The organism is Olsenella sp. An270, assembly GCF_002159735.1.
Classification (GTDB): Bacteria; Actinomycetota; Coriobacteriia; order Coriobacteriales; family Atopobiaceae; genus Thermophilibacter.
This window is the reverse complement of sequence record NZ_NFJF01000003.1, coordinates 232,935-256,021: the sequence shown is the minus strand read 5'-3', so window position 1 is coordinate 256,021 and position 23,087 is coordinate 232,935. Positions and strand designations below refer to the sequence as shown.

The 23,087-nt window shown below is 66.2% G+C and carries 15 protein-coding genes; 6 read left to right on the top strand and 9 right to left on the bottom strand.

Annotated features, from left to right (window positions below):
• Positions 1-233 precede the first annotated feature (233 nt).
• Positions 234-1,481 (bottom strand): galactokinase family protein, encoded by a 1,248-nt coding sequence (locus B5F73_RS05265; RefSeq protein ID WP_087227216.1) that lies wholly within the window; start codon positions 1,479-1,481, stop codon positions 234-236.
• Between the two features lie 17 nt (positions 1,482-1,498).
• On the bottom strand, positions 1,499-3,076 hold the full coding sequence (locus B5F73_RS05260) for a UDP-glucose--hexose-1-phosphate uridylyltransferase (RefSeq protein ID WP_087227215.1): 1,578 nt from the start codon (positions 3,074-3,076) through the stop codon (positions 1,499-1,501).
• Between the two features lie 568 nt (positions 3,077-3,644).
• On the opposite strand from B5F73_RS05260, the gene B5F73_RS05255 reads away from it, so the two are divergent.
• From B5F73_RS05255 to B5F73_RS05235, 5 genes are all read left to right on the top strand, one after another.
• Positions 3,645-4,646: a LacI family DNA-binding transcriptional regulator gene (locus B5F73_RS05255; protein WP_087227214.1), complete on the top strand. Its 1,002-nt coding sequence runs from the start codon at positions 3,645-3,647 to the stop codon at positions 4,644-4,646.
• A 35-nt stretch (positions 4,647-4,681) separates the two neighbouring features.
• Positions 4,682-6,220: a 4-alpha-glucanotransferase gene (gene malQ / locus B5F73_RS05250; protein WP_087227213.1), complete on the top strand. Its 1,539-nt coding sequence runs from the start codon at positions 4,682-4,684 to the stop codon at positions 6,218-6,220.
• 1 nt (position 6,221) lies between these two features.
• Positions 6,222-8,486 carry a glycogen/starch/alpha-glucan phosphorylase gene (locus tag B5F73_RS05245; RefSeq protein WP_087227212.1) on the top strand — a complete coding sequence of 755 codons (2,265 nt, stop codon included), beginning with the start codon at positions 6,222-6,224 and terminating at the stop codon, positions 8,484-8,486.
• A gap of 55 nt (positions 8,487-8,541) precedes the next feature.
• Positions 8,542-10,227, top strand: coding sequence for a glycoside hydrolase family 13 protein (locus B5F73_RS05240; RefSeq protein WP_087227211.1), 1,686 nt, complete (start codon positions 8,542-8,544; stop codon positions 10,225-10,227).
• Between the two features lie 112 nt (positions 10,228-10,339).
• A complete protein-coding gene (locus B5F73_RS05235; protein ID WP_087227210.1) occupies positions 10,340-11,326 on the top strand; it encodes a Gfo/Idh/MocA family oxidoreductase in 987 nt (328 codons plus the stop codon).
• Positions 11,327-11,598: 272 nt separating this feature from the next.
• On the opposite strand, the gene B5F73_RS05230 is transcribed toward B5F73_RS05235, so the two are convergent.
• From B5F73_RS05230 to ugpC, 5 genes are all read right to left on the bottom strand, one after another.
• Entirely contained in the window at positions 11,599-13,788 is a 2,190-nt protein-coding gene (locus tag B5F73_RS05230) for an alpha-galactosidase (RefSeq protein ID WP_087227209.1), read from the bottom strand.
• A gap of 135 nt (positions 13,789-13,923) precedes the next feature.
• On the bottom strand, positions 13,924-14,781 hold the full coding sequence (locus tag B5F73_RS05225) for a carbohydrate ABC transporter permease (RefSeq protein WP_087227208.1): 858 nt from the start codon (positions 14,779-14,781) through the stop codon (positions 13,924-13,926).
• Entirely contained in the window at positions 14,781-15,650 is an 870-nt protein-coding gene (locus tag B5F73_RS05220) for a sugar ABC transporter permease (RefSeq protein WP_087227207.1), read from the bottom strand. Before B5F73_RS05220 ends, B5F73_RS05225 begins: the two co-directional genes overlap by 1 nt.
• A gap of 15 nt (positions 15,651-15,665) precedes the next feature.
• On the bottom strand, positions 15,666-16,955 hold the full coding sequence (locus B5F73_RS05215; protein ID WP_087227206.1) for an extracellular solute-binding protein: 1,290 nt from the start codon (positions 16,953-16,955) through the stop codon (positions 15,666-15,668).
• Between the two features lie 18 nt (positions 16,956-16,973).
• Complete coding sequence (gene ugpC, locus B5F73_RS05210; protein ID WP_087227205.1) at positions 16,974-18,089, bottom strand: sn-glycerol-3-phosphate ABC transporter ATP-binding protein UgpC; 1,116 nt, start codon at positions 18,087-18,089, stop codon at positions 16,974-16,976.
• A 413-nt stretch (positions 18,090-18,502) separates the two neighbouring features.
• On the opposite strand from ugpC, the gene B5F73_RS05205 reads away from it, so the two are divergent.
• On the top strand, positions 18,503-19,357 hold the full coding sequence (locus tag B5F73_RS05205; RefSeq protein WP_087227204.1) for an AraC family transcriptional regulator: 855 nt from the start codon (positions 18,503-18,505) through the stop codon (positions 19,355-19,357).
• Positions 19,358-19,363: 6 nt separating this feature from the next.
• Here the strand turns inward: B5F73_RS05205 and ligA are convergent, their stop codons facing one another.
• Together ligA and B5F73_RS05195 are read right to left on the bottom strand one after the other, a co-directional pair.
• The gene (gene ligA, locus B5F73_RS05200) at positions 19,364-21,475 is read right to left on the bottom strand and encodes an NAD-dependent DNA ligase LigA (protein ID WP_239379813.1); all 2,112 of its coding nucleotides are present in this window, start codon (positions 21,473-21,475) and stop codon (positions 19,364-19,366) included.
• A gap of 411 nt (positions 21,476-21,886) precedes the next feature.
• Entirely contained in the window at positions 21,887-23,086 is a 1,200-nt protein-coding gene (locus tag B5F73_RS05195) for an MFS transporter (RefSeq protein ID WP_158094770.1), read from the bottom strand.
• Position 23,087: the final 1 nt, after the last annotated feature.

Here is a 23,087-nt window from a genome sequence, read left to right as displayed (position 1 = left end):
TGTCTCTCGCCTTTCTCTCGCCACCTTGACTGATGTGCGGACAGAGCGACTTCTCATCCGCATCCGCTCAGACATGCAAGAAATTGTACCGCCTCCTACCGGCTCTTCAATGGTCAATCATTACATGTTCGATAACACATCGGCGAACGGGACGCGTCGGGCAAAAGGGCGGCGGCGAAGCCGAGGCCGCGCCGCCGCCCAAACGAGCGCATCTGACGAGAGAAACGACGCCCCTACGCCTTCCCCAGGCAGGCGGCGCCAACCTGGCGGATGTTGGTGAGGTAGACGCTCTCGCGGCCAAAGTAGCTGGCCATGTAGTCAACGTAGCCCGCGGTCTCGGCCTTGGGGATCACGCACATGATGACGCCCGCGAAGCCGCCGCCGTGCAGGCGGAACGCGCCGGCGCCGATCTTGCGCAGGTAGAGCTCGGTGAGGGCGAGCGCCATCGGGATGGGCTCCTCCTCGGGCATGCCAGGGACCACGGCGTTCTGCAGCCACTCCCAGGAGGAGCGGCCGGAGGCGGTGATGATGTCGAGGACCTTGGCCTTGTCGCCGGCGTTGATCGCAGCCTCCGCGGCCTCGACGCGCTTGACCTCCTCGAAGTAGTGCAGGGCGCGCAGCACCGCACGGTCACCGCACTTCTCGCGCAGCTCGGCGAGGTTGGCGAGGACCGCCTCCTCGTTGGACTCGCAGAGATTCTTGACGCCGAGCGCAGCGGCGACGTCGTGCATCTCGTTGGGGACGGAGGAGTACTCGGCCGAGAGGTCGGCGTGGCCCTTGCCCGTGTTCACGATGACGAGGTCGCAGCCCAGCTCGTCGAAGCCGAAGTCGACCTTCTCGTACTTCACGCCGTCCGAGAAGTCCAGAAGAATCGTGCCGCCCACGGCGCAAGCCATCTGATCCATGAGGCCGGAGGCCTTGTCCCACCAGACGTTCTCGGCGTACTGGCCGATGCGGGCGTAGTCGGCGCGCTCGATGGCGTCGTCGTTGTAGAGGTGGTTGATCATCTCGCAGACGAGCATCTCGAAGGAGGCCGAGGAGCTCACGCCGGCGGACGGGATGACCTCGGAGGAGCACACGGCGTTGAAGCCGCCGACCTTGAAGCCGCGCTTGACGGTGGCCTCGAGCATGCCGGCGACGAGCGTGGTGGAGCCGCCGCCGTGCGGGATCTGGTCGATCGCGTTGGTGTCCACGACGATGGCCTCGGGATAGCCCTCGCTCCAGATGGTGACGATGCCGTCGTCGGTCTTCTGGGCGGCGCCGATGCTGTCCATCGTGATGGAGGCACAGAGGATCTTGCCGCCGTTGTGGTCGGTGTGGTTGCCGATGATCTCCGTGCGGCCGGAGGCGGTGAAGTACTCCGGGTCACCGGCACCGAAGGCCTCGTCGTAGCGCTTCGCGAGCGCCGAGAGCCGTGCTTGCGCGCGCTCGGCGTCCTCGCCGTACACCTTGTTCAGAACGTCCTGGCTGGGAATGCCCATTTCGGTTGTCTCCTTCCTTAGCAGACGCCCGCGACGAAGCGCGCGAACGCCGCCCTACCCTCTTCGTCGTCGGCAAAGACCGCGCAGCACTCGAGCACCTGCGCAAAGACCTGGCCGATCTCGTCCTCGATCACGGCGTGCAGCGCCGCGGGGTCCGCGCCCGCCACGTTCTCCGGCGCGAACTCCGGGTGACGCACGAGGACCTGAGCGGCCCACGGGGCGTGGCTCTCCACCTCGGGAACCGACGCCGGGTCCTCGCCCGCGAGGATGACCTGCTCGAGGCGGTCCATCTCGCCGAGCAGGCGCGCCGGCAGCACCGCGAGGCCCATGACCTCGATGAGGCCGATGTTCTCCTTCTTGATGTGGTGCAGCTCCTGGTGCGGGTGGAAGATGCCGAGCGGGTACTCGTCGGTCGTGCGGTTGTTGCGCAGCACGAGGTCCAGCTCGAAGTCGTCGCCGCGACGGCGCGCGATCGGGGTGATCGTGTTGTGCGGGGTGCCGTCGGTCTCGGCCAGCACGCCCACGGCCTCGTCGGTGTAGCCGCGCCACGCCGTGAGGATCTTGTCGGCCAGCTCCACGAGGCGCGCGGGGTCGGCGCCGTCGAGGCGGATCACCGACATCGGCCAGTCCACGATCTGGGCGCGGACGTCGTCGAAGCCCGCGAAGGAGATCTCCTCGCGCGCGCCGGCGCGGGCCATGGCGAACTCGTAGCGGCCGCCCTGGTAGTGCTCGTGGGTGAGGATGGAGCCGCCCACGATGGGCAGGTCGGCGTTGGAGCCCACCGTGTAGTGCGGGAACTTGCCCACGAACTCAAACAGGCGCTGGAACGTCGTGCGGCTGATCTGCATGGGGACGTGCTTCTCGGACAGCACGATGCAGTGCTCGTTGTAGTAGACGTACGGGCTGTACTGCAGGTACCACGGCTCGCCCGCCAGCGTGAGCGGGATGAGGCGGATGGTCTCGCGCGCGGGGTGGTCGAGGCGCCCGGCGTAGCCCAGGTTCTCGGGGCAGAGCTGGCAGCGCGGGTAGGGCTCGGCGCCGCCCGACTTCTGCTTCTCCAGCGCGGCGGCGATGGCCTTGGGGTCCTTCTCGGGCTTGGAGAGGTTGATCGTGACGTCGAGGTCGCCGTAGCGCGTGAAGGTGACCCACTTGCGGTCGCGCGCGATGCGGTAGGTGCGGATGTAGTCGGAGTCGAGCGCGAGGTGGTAGAAGTAGTTCGTGGCCTCCTCGGGGGACTCGTCGTAGCGCTCCCAGAACGTGCGGACGACCTCGCTCGGACGCGGGGTCACGCAGCCCATGAGGCGCGTGTCCAGCAGGTCGCGGCTCGCGATGCCGGGATCGCACACGCCGCGCTCGACGGCGTCGTCGAGCAGGCTGGCGAGAATCGCCTCGAGCTCGGGGCGCTCGGCGGCCGCGCGCGCGGCGGCGACGGCCTCCTTGGGGACGAACGCGCCCGTGGGCTCGTAGCCAAGCGCGTCGAGCATCAGGTTGGCGGCGTAGGTGACGTCCTCCTCACCAATGAGCCCCCGGTCGAGGGCATAGGCGACGAGGTCGGCGATCCCCCTCTCCACCACACCAGAGCAGTCCTCGGCCATAGCGCGCTCCCTCCCCGGGCCCCGGGCCCGATACCAAATCGGCTCACTTACCAAGAGACGATACCGCATGGGAATCGACCCGAGACGGGCTATGCGGCAAGCGGGCGAAGCGTTTCCGCGCGCGGGCCGCCGTCCTTCTCGCCTTGGTGGGTGCGCTTCTAGAAAAATGGGGCTTTGCCGCAGGTCAATCTAGCAATTTGAGGCCTTGTCACAAGGGCTTCTAGGAAACTCGGGCCTTGTCTCAACGAACGCTTGTAGGGTGTCCAAAAGACGGGCAAAAAGCCGGCAAAAGGCGGGCAAAGTCGCCGATTCTTAGATGCGGCAGCGTCCATGCCGCACAAGGGCCCGAAATCCTAGACGACCATGAGACAAGCCCGCCATTTCTTAGAACGAAGAGGTGCCGAGAAGGACGACCCACCGATGGGCGGCGCGCTTTTGGCGGTGAGCGGAATCTCATGAATCTCGAGGCTTTTCTCGCTCGGTCGTGCTATATCTATAGCCGAGTTGGAAACGTTTCCACTTTGAGGTAGAACAGCTCGCGACGTGGCTCACACGGAAGGAGACAGGCATGGACATCCGTGACATCGCAGCGGCGTCCGGCTACGGCGTGGGCACGGTCTCCCGTGTGATCAACAACCAGCCCAACGTCAGCGACCGCGCGCGCAAGCGCATTCTCGCCGTCATGGCCGAGTGCGGCTACGAGCCCAACTCCAACGCGCGCTACCTCAAGATGCGCTCGCAGACCCCGATCACGGCGTTCGTGATGGGCGTCGGCAACCGCCTCTTCGACGACATCATCGGCCCTCTGCAGGCGGCCCTCGCCGCCGCCGACGAGGAGATGGCCGTCACCTACCTCGACGACGACTCCCGCGAGGTCCACGCCGCCATCGACTACCAGCAGACCCGCCGTCCCAAGGGGATGGTCTTCCTCGGAGGCGAGCCGCGCTACTTCCGCGAGTCCTTCCACGAGATCGAGGCCCCCTGCGTCCTGGTGACCAACTCGGCCGCCGACCTCGGCTTTGACAACCTCTCCAGCGTGACCATCGACAACGAGGCCGCCGCCGCGCGCGCCGTCGAGCACCTCTGGGAGCGCGGCCACCGGCGCATCGGTGTCATCGGAGGGGACCGGGCCGAGAACAGCATCAGCTCGCAGCGCCTCCGCGGCGCCGAACGCGCCCTGCGCGAGCGCGGTGTGGAACTTGACTTCGAGCGCGACTACGAGCCCTGCGCGTTCCTGGAGGACGCGGGCTACAACGCCGCGCGGCGCCTGCTCGAGCGCACGAGCGACCTCACCGCCGTCTTCGCGCTCGGCGACGTCATTGCCTTCGGCGCCCTGCGCGCCCTCGCCGACCAGGGGCTCAGCGTCCCGGGCGACATCTCCCTCGTCGGCTTTGACGACACCTCCTTCTCACAGTTCTCGGTTCCCCGGATCACGACGATTCGTCAGAGCGCGGAGCTCCTCGCCGAGAGGAGTGCGCAGATCCTGCTGGACGGCATGGGTGGCAGCCCGGCCGTTCATGAGGTGGTTCCGTTCCAGCTCATCGAGCGAGAGAGCGTCCGCAGCATTTAGTCGGACGAGAAGAGCAAGAAGAAAGGAAGGTCAGCGTGAGAAGCGGTGGCATCCTCATGCCCGTCACGTCACTCCCCTCCCCCTGGGGCGTGGGAACGCTGGGGGCGGCGGCGCGCGAGTTCGTTGGGTTTCTCGCCCGCTCGGGCATGTCGGTCTGGCAGGTCCTGCCCGTCGTGCCCACGAGCTACGGCGACTCTCCCTACCAGTCATTCTCCACGTACGCGGGCAACCCTTACCTGATCGACCTCGACGACCTCGCCGAGGAGGGGCTGCTGCGCCACGACGAGTACGCGGGGCTCGACTGGGGCGACGACCCAGCGCGCGTCGACTACGGGGCGCTCTGGGACAACCGCTTTGACGTGCTGCGCCATGCGACGGAGCGATTCGAGCGGACGCACGCGAGCGAGCTTGCCGCCTTCTGCGAGCGAGAGCGCACGTGGCTCGACGACTACGCCCTCTTCATGGCGCTCAAGGATGCCCACGGCGGGGCGTCGTGGACCACCTGGGAGCAGCCGCTCAGGCTGCGCGACGCGGACGCGCTCGCCGATGCGCGGGCGCGGCTCGACGGCGACGTCCGCTTCTGGAAAGTCGTGCAGTGCCTCTTCTTCCGCCAGTGGGAGCGCCTGCGCTCCGAGGCGAGCACAGCGGGCGTGCGCATCATGGGCGACCTGCCCTTCTACGTGGCGCTCGACAGCGCGGACGTCTGGTCGCGCCCCGAGCAGTTCCAGCTCAACGACAACCTCATGCCCGACGAGATCGCCGGCGTGCCGCCCGACGGCTTCTCCGCGATCGGTCAGCTCTGGGGCAACCCGCTCTTTGCCTGGGACCGCATGAAGGCGGACGGCTACGAGTGGTGGTGCGACCGGATTGCCGCCCAGCTGCGCAGGTACGACATCCTGCGCATCGACCACTTCCGCGGGTTCGACTCCTACTTCGCCATACCCGCGAGCTCCGTGACCGCCGCCGACGGCCGCTGGCGCAAGGGCCCCGGCATCGAGCTCTTCCGCGTGCTCGAGGAGCGGCTCGGCCGCTGCGACATCGTGGCCGAGGACCTCGGCTACCTCACGGACTCCGTGCGGCGCCTGCTCGCTGAGTCGGGCTTCCCGGGCATGAAGGTGCTCGAGTTCGCCTTCGACACCCGCGACTCCGAGGCGGGCGACGAGACCTACCTCCCCTACGCCTATCCCGCGAACAGCGTGGCCTACGTCGGCACGCACGACAACGACACCGCCGTCGGCTGGCTTCAGACCGCGCCCGAGAAGGACGTGGAGGCCGCCCGCGAGTACCTGCACCTCGACGCCGCCGAGGGCGAGGCGTGGGGCATGATGCGCGGCATCTGGGCAAGCGCCTCGGAGCTCGCCGTGGTGCAGATGCAGGACCTGCTGGAACTGGGCAGCGAGGCGCGCATCAACACGCCCTCCACGCTCGGCTCCAACTGGTGCTGGCGCGCGGAGCCGGGCTTTGCGAGCGACGAGCTGGCCGAACGCATCCGCCACCAGATGGCGCTCTATCACCGCCTGCCCGCTCCTCTGTCCAAGGCGGGAATGCAGGCTGAGAAGAACGAGGTGAAGTGAGATGGACTTCGAGAATCGTCTTGCCCGGGTGCTCGCCGACATGGGCACCACCCTTGACGACGCCACGAACGCGCAGGTCTTCTGCGCGTTGCTGCGAGCGACGCGTGACCTGGAGACCGCGATGCGACCCGCCGCGGGTGAGCGCAAGCTCTACTACTTCTCCGCTGAGTTTCTGGTGGGACGCCTTCTGCGGGCCAACCTCATGAACCTCGGCCTGGTGGACGAGGTCGAGCGCATCCTCTCCGCCCACGGGACCTCGCTCGCCGAGGTGGAGGACAGCGAGCCGGAGCCCTCGCTCGGCAACGGCGGGCTGGGCCGTCTCGCCGCATGCTTCCTCGACTCCATCGCCTCGCTGGGACTTCCCGGTGACGGCGTCGGCCTCAACTACCACTACGGCCTCTTTCGTCAGGACCTCTCCCGGGGCGTCCAGGGAGAGGAGCCCAACCCATGGATCGAGCCCGAGTCCTGGCTGATCGACACGGGAACGTCCTTCTCGGTGCCCTTTGGCTTTGGCCCGCTCACGGCGCGCATGTACGACATCGAGGTCCCGGGCTATGAGAACGGCGTGGTCAACCGTCTGCACCTCTTTGACGTCGAGGACCCCGCCCCCGCACCCGAGCACGGCATCGCCTTTGACAAGGGCGACGTCCGTCACAGCCTCACGAGCTTCCTCTACCCCGACGACTCCGACGAGGCGGGCAGGCTCCTGCGCGTCTACCAGCAGTACTTCATGGTCTCGGCCGGAGCGCAGCTCATCCTCGCCGAGCTCGAGGAGCGCGGCTTCGCTCCCGAGGAGCTTGCCGAGCACGTTGCCGTCCACATCAACGACACCCACCCCTCGATGGTGATCCCCGAGCTCGTGCGCCTGCTCACGGAGCGCGGAATCGCCTTCGAGGACGCCGCCGCCATCGTGGAGCGCACCTGCGGCTACACCAACCACACGATCCTCGCCGAGGCGCTCGAGACCTGGCCCATGGGCTACCTCGAGCAGGTGGCTCCCGGCATCGTTCCCGTGATCCGTCAGCTGGACGAGCTCGCCCGCACGCGCACGGGCGACGAACGCGTCGCGGTGATCGACGACAGCGGCGTCGTGCACATGGCCAACATGGACGTGCACTTCAGCCACGCGGTGAACGGCGTGGCGGCGCTCCACACGCAGATCCTCGTGGAGTCCGAGATGCGCCCCTTCGCCGAGCTCTACCCCGAGAAGTTCTCCAACAAGACGAACGGGATCACCTTCCGTCGTTGGCTCATGGGCTGCAACCCGGCACTGGCCGGGCTCGTCACCTCCGCGATCGGTGACGGCTGGAAGCGCGATGCCGCACAGCTCGAGGACCTTCTCGCCCTGCGCGGGGACGCCGTCTTCACGCAGGCTCTCCTCGACGTCAAGGGACAGAACAAGGAGCGCCTGGCCGCGTGGCTCCGCGCCGAGAAGAACATCCAGGTGGATCCGCATTCCATCTTTGACATCCAGGTCAAGCGCATGCACCAGTACAAGCGTCAGCAGATGAACGCCTTGTACGCCATCTGGAAGTATCTTCAGATCAAGCGTGGAAACGTTCCCAACCGACCGGTCACGATGGTTTTCGGTGCAAAGGCGGCACCGGCCTACACGCTTGCCAAGGACACGATCGCGCTGCTCCTGGCGCTCTCCGGGCTCATCGCGGACGACCCCGAGGTGTCGCCCTGGCTGCGCCTGGTCTTCGTGGAGAACTACAACGTCACGGCTGCCGAGCACCTCATCCCCGCCGCTGACGTCTCCGAGCAGATCTCGCTCGCGTCCAAGGAGGCGAGCGGCACCTCCAACATGAAGTTCATGGCCAACGGCGCGCTCACGCTGGGCACGCTGGACGGCGCCAACGTGGAGATCGCCGAGCTGGTGGGACGCGAGAACGTCTACCTCTTCGGTCGCTCCTCCGAGGACGTGATCGACCTCTACGACCGGGGCGACTACCGGCCCTGGGACTTTTGGCAGTCGGACCCCGGGCTCACTGAGGTGCTCGACTTCGTCTGTTCGCCCGAGCTGCTCGCGCGCGGCGACGCGGGGTGCCTCACACGCGTCTACCGGGACTTCGTTGCCAAGGACTACTTCATGGCGCTGCTCGACGCGCGGGACTACGTGGCAGTGAAGGAACGCTGCCTCGCGGACTACGAGGATCGTCTCGCATGGGGCGAGAAGACCCTCGTGAACATTGCGAAGTCCGGGTTCTTCTCGTCCGACCGCACCATCCGAGAGTACAACCGCGACATCTGGCATCTCTCGTGATTCAAAAGGGGACAGTCCCCTTTTGAATCACCTTGAAACGAGAAAGGAGCATGACATGACCAAGAACAACGCACGCGAGGACTGGTGGAAGCAGGCCGTGGTGTACCAGGTGTACCCGCGCAGCTTCTACGACACAGACGGTGACGGCCTCGGCGACATCCGCGGCGTCACCGCACAGATGGACTATCTGTGCGAGCTGGGGGTGGACGCCATCTGGCTCTCCCCCTTCTACCCCTCTCCGCTCGTCGACGGCGGCTACGACGTGGCTAACTACCGCGACGTGGACCCGCGCCTGGGCACGCTCGAGGACTTCGACGAGATGGCGGCCGCCGCGCACGCCGCGGGCATCAAAGTCGTCGTGGACATCGTCCCCAACCACACCTCCACCGAGCACGAGTGGTTCAAGGCGGCGCTGGCAGCGGGCCCCGGCTCGCCCGAGCGCGACCGCTACATCTTCCGCCCCGGGCGCGGCGAGCACGGAGAGCTGCCGCCCAACGGCTGGAGGTCCACCTTTGGCGGGCCTGGCTGGGAGCCGGTCGGCGACGGTGAGTGGTACCTGCACCTCTTTGCCGTGGAGCAGGCGGATCTCAACTGGAAGAACCCCGAGGTCCGCGAGGACTTCAAGAGGACGCTGCGCTTCTGGAGCGACCGCGGGGCCGACGGCTTCCGCATCGACGTGGCGCACGCGCTCGCCAAGGACCTCGAGAGCCGCCCGCTCGGCGAGTGGCCCGACGACCCCGACCAGGACCACCCCGGCGCCGAGAACCCCCTCTGGGATCGCCCCGAGGTGCACGAGATCTACCGCGAGTGGCGCCAGGTCTTCAACGAGTACGAGCCCGCGCGCTTTGCCGTGGGCGAGGCGTGGGTCATCCCGGAGCACCAGTGGCGCTACGCCTCGACCGAGGAGCTCGGCCAGGTATTCAACTTCGAGCTCGCCAAGGCCAACTGGATGGCCGACGAGATGCGCCTCGCCATCGAGGAGGGCCTCGACTCCGCTGAGCACTCCGGCTCCACCACCACGTGGGTCCTCTCCAACCACGACGTGGTGCGTCACGCCACACGCTACGGCCTGCCGCAGATCAAGTCCTCGGCGCACCATCAGCTCGCCAACGACTGGCTGCTGCGAGACGGCAAGAGCTACCACGAGGACCGCGAGCTGGGCACGCGTCGCGCCCGCGCCGCGCTGCTCATGGAGCTGGGCCTTCCCGGCTCGGTCTACCTCTACCAGGGCGAGGAGCTCGGCCTCTTTGAGGTCGCGGACATCCCCTGGGACGCGCTCGAGGACCCGCAGGCCACTATGACCGCGCACGGCGACGCCCTCAAGGGTCGCGACGGCTGCCGCGTGCCGCTGCCCTGGGAAGCCGAGAAGGACGACTTCGGCTTCTCGGCACCGGCGACGCACGCGCCCGCGCACCTGCCGCAGCCCGCGTGGTTCGCAGGTCACGCCGTGGACGTGGAGGAGACGAACGAGCACTCGATGCTCCACTACTACCGCCACGCGCTCGCGCTGCGCGCCGAGCTGCTCACGGCCACCGGAGACACGTCGCTCACGTGGGCGGATGGCTACGACGACCAGGTCATCGCCTACCGCCGCCCCACGGCGGACGGCCGGGTGCTCACGAGCGTGACCAACTTCGGCGCGAGCGCCGTCGAGCTTCCCGAGGGCGAGGTCCTTCTCGCCAGCGCCGAGCTTGCGGGCTGCAAGCTCCCCACCGACTCCACCGCTTGGGTCATCCGATAGCCCCTTCCCTCTGACGACGGGCCGCACGTGGACGTTTTTCTCGTCTGAGACGTCCAACGGCGACCCGTCGTCGCTATAGTTGGCTCAAGGCGAGAAGGACGGAGGGCGCGTCATGAAGACGATGCGCGTGGGCTACATCGGTGCTGGCAACATCTCGGGACAGATGGCGGAGACCATCGCGCGGATGAGCGAGGTGGAGAACTACGCCGTCGCCGCGCGCGACCCCGAGCGCGCGCGGGAGTTTGCCGAGCGCTGGGGCTTCTCGCGTGCCTACGGCTCATACGAGGAGCTGCTTGCCGACCCCGACGTGGACCTCGTCTACGTGGCGCTCCCCCACTCGCATCACCACCGCTGGACCATCGCCGCGCTCGAGGCCGGCCACCACGTGCTGTGCGAGAAGGCCTTCGCCGCGAACGAGCGTCAGGCGCGCGAGATGATCGAGTGCGCCCGCGAGCGGGGGCTTCTGCTCGCCGAGGCGATCTGGACGCGTTACATGCCGTCACGGAAGATGGTTGACGAGATCGTCTCGAGCGGCGAGATCGGCGAGGTCACAACCGTCGCCGCCAACCTGGGCTATCGCGTGGACGGCAATGCGCGCATGACTGACCCGGCGCTTGCCGGCGGGGCCCTGCTTGACCTCACGGTCTACCCGCTGAACTTTGCCAGCATGGTGCTCGGCAACGGGATCCGTCGCATCGCGGCGTCGATGGTGCCCGCCGCGACCGGCGTGGACGGGCAGGACAACGTCATGATCGAGTACGAGTCCGGTCAGATGGCGAGCCTGTTCTCCACGATGTATGCCATGACCGACCGCGAGGGCCAGATCCTGGGAACCAAGGGATTTGTCACCGTCGAGAACATCAACAACCCGCAGGTCATCCGCGTCTACGCGTCCGACGGTCTCACCCGCGAGCTCACGCGTGAGATCGCGGTGCCCGAGCAGATCACAGGCTACGAGTACGAGCTGCTGTCCTGCAAGCGCGCCATCGAGGCCGGCGCGCTCGAGTGCCCGGAGATGCCCCACGCCGAGACGCTCGAGCTCATGCACCAGATGGACGAGATCCGACGCCAGTTTGGCGTCGTCTTCCCGTTTGAGTAGACCTGTGTTTCTCGCCGCCCTGATTCCCCCGAGGCCTCTTCTCGGTTTTGGGGCGAAAGTTTGATATAGGGGCTGCAAGCGCATAAAACATGTTGCCCACAAGCTCGGCTATCTTGGCTCAAAGCCATAAGCAGCGTGCTTGTGGGCAACACCTTTTATCTCGGGGCGAGAAGAACATCAAACTTTTGCCCCAAAACATGAGGGGGACGCCTCGAAACAGGCGTGCCGTGCGACGAAGGTGGTCGCGCGGCACAAAACCTTGGTTTTCTTGGCTAGTCGACACGCTCGAAGCGATACATGAAGCTCTCGTACGGCGTGGCGGGCACGGAGACGGGCAGGCCCATGTCCATGAGGGCGTCGGCGGAGTAGACGCGACCGTTGCTCACCATGCGGTAGTGCGCACCGGGCGTGAGGCCGCGCGGCACGACGTAGTTGGCCAGTCCGTAGCCGTCCACGCGCGTCACCACGGCGCAGACGAGTGCCTCGGAGCCGTCCTCGGAGACAAACTCCCAGGCCGCTACCGCGGCGTCCTTGGGGTCGCTCAGACGGTAGAAGAGGCCCTCGCGCACGAGGTGCTCGATCGTGCGGTAGGTCTTGACCTGGCTCCTGATGAGCTCGCAGGCGCGGTCGTTCAGCTCCATGAGGTCCAGCTCGTAGCCAAAGGCGCCGCCGCCCATGGCCACGGTCCCGCGGGCGCCGAGAGGAACGGTGCGACCGGTGATCTCGTTGGGGCAGGCGGAGACATGCGCGCCCATCGCCGAGCACGGATAGCCAAACGAGGTGCCGTACTGGATCTCCAGGCGGTTGCGAGCGTCGGTGTTGTCCGACGTCCAGATCTGCGGCGTGTAGTAGAGCATGCCCGCGTCAAAGCGGCCGCCACCCGCGGAGCAGCCCTCGATGAGAAGCTCCGGGTAGCGGGAGCGCACGCGCTCGAGAAGGTCATAGAGGCCGAGCATGTAGTCGTAGAGGACCTTGCCCTGGTCGCTCGCGGTGCGGGAGTAGACGTCTACGATCGAGCGGTTGTAGTCCCATTTGACGTAGTCGATGCCGCCCTGATCGAGCACGGCGCAGAGCTGCTCAAAGAGGTTGTCGCGCACCTCGGCGCGCGAGAGGTCCAGCACCAGCTGGTCGCGGCCGAGCACGGGCTCCTTGCCGGGGACGGTGAGCGCCCAGTCAGGGTGTGCGCGGAAGAGGTCGGAGTCCTCGTTCACCATCTCGGGCTCGACCCAGATGCCAAAGCCCAGGCCCACCTCGTTCACGCGACGGGCGAGGTCGGCCACCGTGCCGCCGAGCTTGGCCATGTTGGGCTGCCAGTCACCGAGGCCGCGGTGGTCGTCGTTGCGGGCGCCAAACCAGCCATCGTCCATGACGAGCATGTCCAGCCCCAGCTCGGACGCCTTCTTAGCGAGCTCCACGAGCTTGTCGCCCGTGAAGTCAAAGTAGCAGGCCTCCCAGCTGTTGATGAGGATGGGACGCGGGGCGTCGCGCCAGGGGCCGCGGCAGACGTGACGACGGATGCAGCGGTGCAGGTTGTGGGAGATCTTCTCCAGGCCAGCACCCGAGTAGGTCATGATGACCTCGGGCGCCACGATCTTCTCGCCCGGCTCGAGCGGGTAGGAGAAGAGGTCGTCGTCAAGACCCATCTGGATGCGGGACTGGTCGTACTGGTCGCGCTCCGCCTCGGCGAGAAACCCGCCGCTGTAGACAAAGCTCATGGACCAGCAACGGCCCGAGGTCTCGGTGGCGGCGTGGTCGCAGGCAATCATGACCGGGTTGTACTGGTTGGAGGACATGCCGCGGCGGCTGCCCACGGAGAGCGAGCCGTTCTGGAGGTGGCGACGCGTGGGACGACGCTCCATCGCGTGGCGGCCGTCGAAGGTGATGACGTCAAAGTCACCGGTCACGAAGTCGAGGCAGGCGCTCTGGAGCTTCTCCACGGTGACGCGGGCGCCCCCGTTGTTGCGGACGATAGCGGCGCGGGTGATGACGTCGAGCCTGGGCAGGACGCCGTAGAGCAGCTCGACCTCAAGGCCCAGGCGCTCGTCTGCGAGCGTCACCGAGAGGGTCTCGGCGTCGTCCTTCTCGCCCGCGTAGACGGCGGGAAGCCCCGGAAGGTCGTACTTGCCCGGACGGACCTCATGGCACTTGTAGCGCAGATCGCAGCCGAAGGTGCCCTCGGCGTCGCGGACGAGAAGGGCCGGGCTGCGCATGTCTCCGGAGCCCTGGAAGGGGTACTCCTGCGGGAGAAAATCGAGCGAGTAGGTACGGTCCGCCACGTCGTGCGGGCAGCCGCACATGCCGCTGCGGTCGCAGTACGTGAGGAGGTAGGACAAATCCCCCTCCGCACGTGCGCCGTAGTAGAGGTGGAGCAGGTAGCCGTACTCGTCGACCTTCATCTGATAGGTGGATCTATCCGTTGAGATGGTGAGGAGGCGCGCGGGGGCGTCGTACGACAGGGGCATGGTTCCTCGGTTTCTCTCGTATGCCTGAAAGTGCAAAGGCGAATGTAGCGCATCCGGGGACGCCCGGAACCCGTCATGCGGCGGATTCCGGGCGTCAGGGGGAATCTTTACAGATGCCCTACGTTCATCACGGGCCTACTTCACGGCACCGTTGGTGACACCGCCGATGATCTGCTTCTGAGCCACGATGTAGAAGATGATCATCGGGAGCATGGCGAGCAGGTAGGAGGCGAAGGCCAGGTTGTAGTTAGTGGCGAAGGCCGTCTGGAAGTTCATCTGGGCAAGCGGCAGCGTGTTCACGCCGGAGCCGCCCATGATGACGAGCGGGGTCATGACGTCGTTCCACACGGCAAGGCCGGTGATGACGGCGACGGTGGCGTGCATGGGCTTCATGAGCGGGAAGATGACCTTCCAGTAGGTGGTCCAGGTGGACGCACCGTCGACGCGCGCGGCCTCCTCGAGGGCGGTGGGGATGTTCCTCAGGTAGCCGGTGTAGAGCATCATGTTCATCGGCATGTAGAAGACCACGTAGAGGATCATGACGCCGACCATGTTGTCCAGGTGCAGGATGGCGGTCTGCTTGACGAGCGGCATCATCAGGATCGCGAAGGGCACGTACATGCCGGCGACGATGAAGTAGTAGGACGCCTTGAAGAGCTTCTTGGAGTCCATGTTGCGCCCGATCGCGTAGGCCGCGAGGCTGTGGACCACGATGGAGACCACGACTGCTGCCACAGTGATGATCAGCGAGTTCATGAACGAGTGGGCGAAGTCGGTGACCTGGATGGCCTCGATGAAGTTGTCGAGGGACCACGTGGAGGGCAACGACAGGATGCCCGCGATGTCGTTGGTCATCTCGGAGGGGTCCTTGAAGGCGATGACCACGGCCATGTAGAGCGGGAAGATAATGGTGATGAGGCCGGCGATGAGCAGGATGGTGATGGGCCAGTTGACCCGCTCCTTGACCTTGGTAGGAACAGTGTTGTTAGCCATTAGAGCTGCTCCTCCTTACTGTTCAGGAACTTCGTCTGCGCGATGGAGATCACGGCGATGACGATGAAGAAGATGACGGCGTTGGCGCACTGGAAGCCAAACTGGCTGTTGTTGAGGCCGTTCTGGTAGATGAGGTACGAGATGGACTCGGTGGACTGCGCCGGGCCACCGGAGGTCATGGCCACGATCTGGTCGAAGGTCATCAGCATGTCCTTCATGACCAGGACCATGTTCGTGGTGATGGACGGCATGATGAGCGGGAACGTGAGGTAGCGGAACTTGTCCCAGCCGGTCGCGCCGTCGAGCGCGCCCGCCTCGTAGACGTCCTCGGGCACCGACGAGAGGCCGGTGATGTAGATGATCGTGGTCTGGGCGCAGGCCTGCCAGACGAGGACCACGACGATGGCCACCCACGCCCACTCGGTGCTCGCGAGCATCGAGGTCGTGCCGGTGAGGGCGGGGACGATGTAGGTGAAGAAGTAGCTGAACACGTAGCCGACGACCAGACCGCCGAGGATGCGGGGCACGAAGTAGATGCCGCGCAGGGCGCTCTTGAACTTGATCTTGCTCGAGAGGCCGATGGCCAGCATGAGCGAGATCACGTTGACCAGGATCGTCGAGACGACGGCGATCTTGAAGGTAAACAGATACGAGTTGCCCACGCGGGCGTCCTGGAAGAGGTCGATGTAGTTCTGCAGGCCCACGATCTCGAACGCGCCGTAGCCCTTGGAGTCCGTGAAGCTGTAGAAGAAGCCGGTGAGCAGCGGAATCGTGTTGAACGCGCAGAACAGGATCAGCACGGGGATCAGGATTGCGAGGAAGGTGCGGTTCCTGTCAGATCCCGCCTTTGCGACAGCGGTGCTTGCCATGTCTTTCTCCCCTCCTTATCCCTGGTTCGCCATGTACTCGTTGTACTTGCGGATGACGGTCTTGTTGTAGCGCTGCCAGAGGTTGTCCCAGTTGGCGAGAAACGCGTCGACGTCGCCGTCCATGAGGAACGCCTGGAGCTGGGCGTCGCAGGCCATGCCCGACGGATAGGAGTGGTCGGGGTAGTCGATGACCTTGCCCTCGTCCAGGAACTCCTGGATGTCGTCGAAGAGCGGGTCGAGCGTGAAGTCGCCCTCGATGCAGGGGATGGCCTTCTGGTCGTCGATGTAGGTCTGGAGGTTCTCCGGCTTGTTGAGGAAGTCGATGACCTCGTAGATCTGCTCGCGATGGTCCTCGTTGGCCGTCGTCATGTTCCAGCACAGGTCGACGCCGGAGACGACGATGCGGTCGTCGGGGTCGTCGGAGGCCGGCATGGCAAAGAGACCGATGTTCATCTCCGGGTTGGCGCCCAGGATCTGCGGGACCGCGAAGGAGCCACAGGGGAACATCGCCGACTGGCCGCGCGCGAAGGCGGTGCAGGCGTCCTCGTAGCTGTAGGCCATCGGGCCGTCCTCGCCGTACTCCAGCAGCTTGAGGAGCTTCTCGGCAGGCTCGCGGTAGTAGTCCGCGAACTTGGCCTCGCCGGCGTTGACCTTGCGGATGTGGTCGGACGGCACGAGCTCGACGAGCATGGAGTTCCAGGGCGAGAGGATCGTCCAGGTGTCAAGGAAGCCAAGGTAGAGGGGAAGGACCTCGCCCTCGGCCTTGATCTGCTCGCAGAGGTCGCAGAACTCGGTCCACGTGGTCGGGATCTCCCAGCCCTTCTCGGCGAACATGTCCTTGTTGTAGAGCATGCCCGCGGCGTTGGCGATGTAGGGGACGCCGTAGATGCCGTCCATCGGGACGTAGGTGACGCTCTTCATGATCTCCTGGTAGGCCGGCTGGACGTTGGCCATGCCGGGGTACTCCGTGACGTCGGCGAGGATGTTGGAGTCGACGAAGTCGGCGTAGGAGGCGTCGCCGCCGATGGCCACGACGTCGGGGTAGTCCTCGCGGACGAAGCGCGTCTTCATGATGGTGACGGCGTCGTTGGGGCTCGTGAAGTTGAGGTAGATGTGGTCGTTGGTCTCGTTGAACTCAGCCATGAGAGCCTCGAAGATGCTCACGGCCTCGCGCTTGTACGAGACGAACTCGATCTCGGTCCTGCCGTCGGAGCGCTCGCCCTCGCAGCCCGTGAGCGCGAGGCCGGCGGCAGCGGCGGCGGAGAGCCCGAGGAAGGAGCGACGTGTCAGTGCTCTTTTCTGCATAAGGTGTGCCCTCCTTCCCTAGTGGGCGATGGCGAGCTCGGTCTGCTTGTCGAAGAGGTGGATCTTATCCACGTCGACGGAGCAGTTGATCTTGTCACCGGTACGGACGGAGCTGGCGGCGGAGAGGTGCGCGGAGATCTGGCCTCCGTCGACGTCGGCGTAGATCATGGCCTCGGAGCCCAGCAGCTCGTAGACCGTGACCGTGGCCGGGAAGGTCTCGGAGAGGGTGCGGCCCTCGGCGTACTCGTGCTCCTCGACGACGTCCTCGGGACGGATGCCCATGACGACGACCTTGCCCACGTAGCCGCCGTCGATCAGGGCCTTGGCCTTGGCGCCGGTGAGGGTGATCACGTTGCCGCCGAAGGTGAGCGTCACGCCGTCGCCCTTCTCGGCCACCGCCACGTCGATGAAGTTCATCTGCGGGGAGCCGATGAAGCCGGCGACGAAGAGGTTGCAGGGCTCGTTGTAGAGCTTGGTGGGAGTGTCCACCTGCTGCATGACGCCGTCCTTCATGACGACGATGCGGGTGCCCAGCGTCATGGCCTCGGTCTGGTCGTGCGTGACGTAGATGATCGTGGCGCCGAGACGGTCGTGGAGCTTGGAGATCTCGGCGCGCATCTGGACGCGGAGCTTGGCGTCGAGGTTGGAGAGCGGCTCGTCCATCAGGTAGACCTTGGGGGCGCGAACGATGGCGCGGCCCATGGCGACGCGCTGGCGCTGGCCGCCGGAGAGGGCGGACGGCTTGCGGTCGAGGAGCTTCTCGAGGTCGAGGATGCGGGCGGCCTCGCGGACGGCCTTGTCGATCTGGTCGGCGGGGACCTTGCGGAGCTTCAGGGGGAACGCCATGTTGTCATAGACCGACATGTGCGGGTACAGCGCGTAGGTCTGGAAGACCATGGCGATGTCGCGGTCCTTGGGCTCGACGTCGTTGACCACGCGACCGTCGATCTTGAGGGTGCCGGAGGTGATGTCCTCGAGGCCGGCGATCATGCGCAGCGTCGTGGACTTGCCGCAGCCGGACGGGCCGACGAAGATGATGAACTCCTTGTCGGCGATCTCGAGGTTGAAATCCTTCACCCCCTCGTAGCCGTTCGGGTACTTCTTACCTACGTGTTCGAGCGTGAGGCTTGCCATCTGCGCAACCTTTCTCCCTGCCCGCCCGGCGTGCGCCCGCCGACCGAGGCCCCACCTTACGTTGCGCTTAATTTTATGTTGCCACTTTTACGCGATTTTCTCCGCATTCTGATATGTGTTATCCCTTTCTTCGTGATAGGGCCGGTATTGTGCTTGCTCGGCTATTCAGGAGGATTTCATCCATTCGCCGAACGGAAGTCTTTTTGGGGCGAGTGGTTTTGATGATTTGTAAAGACGCTGGTAGATGACTTATATGCTTTCGGCAAAAACGGGAATCGATTCCACATTGGGCTGTTCTCAATTTATCTTTATGCTTCCTATTGTCCTTTCTCGTATGCCGCCAAAGCGATAAACTATGCAAAATGCGACATGGGTTTCTCGTCCATGCGCAGGATGACGGGAGGCGCGCGGACATGCCGGCACACGAGCTCGAGTTCTCCACCTTCACGCACGGGCACTACGTCGATCTCATGCCGTATCAGTACGGCCGCGAGGCATGCGAGCCCGGACACGCCTTTGGGCCGGCGCGTCGCAGCCACTTCCTGTTCCACTACATCATCTCCGGCCGCGGCCTGCTCATGACGACGGACGAGCGGGGCTCCAAGACCGACTACCGCCTCTCGGGCGGCGAGGGGTTCCTCATCTTTCCCGGTCAGGTGAACACCTACGTGGCGGACCTCGACGACCCCTGGGAGTACATCTGGGTCGAGTTCGACGGGATCCGCGTGCGCGACGACCTTGAGGGTGCCGGGCTCACGCCCTCCTCCCCCGTCTATCGCTCGCAGTCGAGTGAGCTACGCGCCCACATGGTCGAGGAGATGCGCTACCTGGTGTCAAACAGGAGCGCCTCGGCGCTGCATCTCATTGGGCACACGTATCTCTTCCTCGACTACCTGCTGCGCTCCGTGGCCCACCCCGACGAGCAGCCGACGAGCCGCCTGCAGAGCTTCTACATCAGCGAGGCGATCGACTTCGTGAAGGAGCATTACCAGGCAGACATCACGGTCGAGGACATTGCCAAGCAGACCGGCCTCAACCGCAGCTACTTTGGTAAGGTGTTCAAGGCGGCCACGGGCAAGTCCCCGCAGCAGTACCTGATCGGCTACCGCATGGGCAAGGCGGCCGAGCTGCTCAAGCTCACCGCGCTTCCGGTGGCCGAGGTGGGGCGGGCCGTGGGCTACCCCAACCAGCTGCACTTCTCGCGCGCCTTCAAGGGGGCGTTCGGCGTGTCCCCGCGCGAGTGGAGGCGCGAGAACGCCGCCGTGTGACGGGACCTACGCCGGGATCTCACCAGTCTCGAGGATGTGGTCGAGGGCGGCCTCGTCGAGGACGGGGACGCCGAGGCTCTGCGCCTTGGTGAGCTTGGAGCCGGCGGCCTCGCCGGCGACGACGTAGCTGGTCTTCTTGGAGACCGAACCCGTGACCTTGGCTCCGAGGGCCTGAAGCGCCGCCTTGGCCTCGTCGCGCGTGCGACGCTCGAGCGTGCCCGTGAGCACGAAGGTGAGTCCTGCGAGCGTCTGGGGGCGCTCGGGCTCCGCGCGCTCCTCCTCCAGGACCACGCCCGCCTCGCGCAGGCGCTCCACGACGGCCACGTTCTTCTCGATGGAGAAGAACCCACGCACGCTCGCGGCGATCTTGGGGCCGACGCCGTCCACCTGGGCGATGTCCTCCTCTGTTGCCGTGGCGAGCGCCTGCATGGAACCGAAGTGCGCTGCGAGCTGGCGCGCCACCGTGGCGCCCACGTGGCGGATGCCCAGGCCAAAGAGCACGCGTGCGAGGCCGCGGCCGCGCGACTCCGCAACCTGCGCCATGATCTTGGCGGCGATGACCGGGCCCACGACGATGTCCTCGCCGTCGACGGTCTGGCGGCCGGTCCAGACCTCCGCGAGCGCCTCCTCGGTGAGCCTATCGTAGAAGTCGGCCACGTCGGAAAGCAGGCCCTGCTCGACCATGCGGGAGACGAGCTCGTCGCCGAGGCCGTCGATGTCCATGGCCGTGCGGCTACCCCAGTGGATGAGGCGCTCGGTGGCCTGCGCGGGGCAGTCAATCGAGACGCAGCGGTAGGCGACCTCGCCCTCCTCGCGCACGACGGGGCTGCCACAGGAGGGACAGGTCTCGGGCATGCGGAACTCGGGTGCGCCCTCGGGGCGGAGCTCCAGCACGGGCCCCACGACCTCGGGGATGACGTCGCCGGCCTTGTGGACCACGATCGTATCGCCCACGCGGACGTTCTTGCGGGCGATCTCGTCGACGTTGTGGAGCGTGGCACGGGCAATCACGGAGCCGGCCACGGTCACCGGGTCGAACTCGGCGACCGGCGTGAGCACGCCGGTGCGTCCTACCTGCACGCGAATCTCGCGCAGGACGGTGCGCTTCTCCTCCGGCGGGAACTTGAACGCGATGGCCCAGCGAGGGGCGCGCGCCGTGAAGCCGAGCGCCTCCTGGCTGGCGAAGGAGTCGACCTTCACGACCACGCCGTCGATGTCGTAGTCGAGCTCGTCGCGCTGGGCGAGTGCACGCTCGCAGTAGGAGTGCACCTCCGCCGCGGAGGTGCAGCGCGCGGCGTGGTCGTTCACGGAGAAGCCGCAGTCGCGGAGCCACTGGAGGAAGTCCCACTGGGTGTGGACGTCGATGGGGGCCTCGTCGGCGACGGCGTAGATGAAGGTCTCGAGGTCACGGCGGGCCGTCACCTTGGGATCCTTCTGGCGAAGGCTTCCCGCGGCGGCGTTTCTCGGGTTGGCGAAGGGGGCCGTGCCGGCGGCGTCGGCGTCCTCGTTCAGGCGCGCGAAGGAATGGCGCGGCATGTAGACCTCGCCGCGAACCTCGACGGAGCGGCCGAGGCCGCCGTCAGCGAGGCGCGCCAGGCCGGCGGGCGCCAGCGCGCGCGGAACGTCACGAACCGTGAGGACGTTCGCCGTGACGTTCTCCCCCGTCGTGCCGTCGCCGCGCGTGGCGGCGCGCACGAACTGGGCGTCCGTGTAGGTGAGCGCCACGCCCAGGCCGTCGATCTTGAGCTCGCAGGTGTAGGCCACCGGGTGCTCCGGCGTGGCGCCGAGCGCCTCGTCGGTTCGCGCGAGCCACTCGTCGAGCTCGGCAAGGTCCATCGCGTCGTCCATCGAGTACATGCGCGCGGCGTGTGCCACCGGCTCAAACTGCTCGGACACGTAGCCACCCACGCGCTGGGTGTAGGAATCGGGGGTGACGAGCTCGGGATGCTCCGCCTCGAGGGCGAGCAGCTCCTGCAGCAGCCGATCGAACGCGGCGTCGGTCATCTCGGGGTCGTCGAGCGCGTAGTAGGCGTAGGCGGCATGGGAGAGGATGCGGTTGAGCTCCGCGTGGCGGGCGCGCGGGGACCGCGCGGGCGCCGTCTCGGTCCCCGAAATCATCTCGTCGCCGAAGAGCGACATCTGGACCTGCGCATTCTTCTCATCTGCCATGGGGTCTCCCTGCCCGACTCGCGGTTCGTCTGGCCCCTCATGGTAGCGCATGGGAACGCCGCCGGGACCACCCGCGCGCTCCGGCATCGCCGCCAAGTGCATAAAACGCTTGCTCGTGCAGCATTACGGCCTCTCAGAAATCAAAATGGTCGCTCGTGTAGCGTATTTTTCGCCTCAAATCGATATTTGATTTTAATGCTGATATTGCCAGCTGCAGTTTTCCGAAGACGGAGCGCGCAATTCCCCTCCGAGCATCAAAATCACGCTACACGAACGGCATTTTTGTTCGCCAAAGGCACCGTAATGCTGCACGAGCGAGCGTTTTATGCAAATTATCCGCCGAAGGATGACCTCGGAGCCTCAACTCGCTCGGCACGCAAGCCTGGCGAGCGCATAGCCACCGAGGACGAGCTGCGCCACCAGCAGCACCCCCGCCGCGAGCCAAAGCGCGTCGTAGCCGCCAAGTGCGACGAGCTGGCCCCCGAGCGACGAGCCCACGCCGCCACCCGCGAAGACCCCGAGGCCGATGAGGCCCGTGCAGAGCCCGGTCTGCGCGGGGTCGGCATCCATCGAGAGGGAGACGAGCGTGGGCTGGGTTAGGATGTAGCCAAAGCCGAGCGCGCCGGCGGCGAGGAGCGCCGGCTGCCAGGCGCCCGTCGCCGTCACGATCGCAAGCGCGACGATGGCGACGAGCCCGGAAACCTCGCCCACAAGAATCACGCCGCGCGGGCCGCGGGCGGCACCGATGCGCCCGGACACCGTACCGCCCACGAGGCACATCACGCCGTAGAGCATCATGATGAGGCCCGCCTGCGTGGAGCCGAGCCCGCAGCGCTCGGCGAGGAACGTCCCCATGAAGCCGTAGACGCCCAGGAAGACGACACCTGTGGTGCACGCCACGAAGAAGATCGCGCGATAGGTGCCAAAGAAGATTCGGGCGGCACGAATGAAGAAGCCGCCCTGTTGGGCGGGGGCGGCCCCCTGCCCATCCGTCGACTCCTCGGGATGAGGGAGTCGCCAGAGCAGCGCCAGCGCCACGAGCGCCAGCGCGCCAAAGCAGGCAAAGGCCGCCCGCCAGCTCATGAGGTCGGTGATGATGCCGCCCAGGCCCGAGGAGAGGCCCTGCCCCGTGAAGGTGATGCCCATGAGGACGCCCACCGCCGCGCCTCGTCGCTCCGGCCCCACGACGTCGCCGACGTGCGCCTGCGAGACGGCGATGATGCCTGCCGCGAAGCAGCCCGTGAGCACGCGCGCGAGCACGAGCAGCGGCAGCGTGGGGGCGACGGCGCAGAGGAACGTCCCTGCGGCGAGGCCGGCCACGATGACGTGGAGCACGCGCAGGCGTCCGAAGCGGTCCCCGAGCGTGCCGCACACGGGCTGGAGCAGGCCATACGGAACGAGATAGGCGGTGAGCACGACCGTCGCCGCCGAGGCCGCCACGCCAAGCGCGTTCGCGATGGCGGGCAGCGCCGGTGAGACGAACCAGTTGTCGGCGGCGGAGACGAGTCCGCAGAAGCCCAGCGTGTAGACGACGCGCTTCTGCTCGGAGGAAAGGTTCACG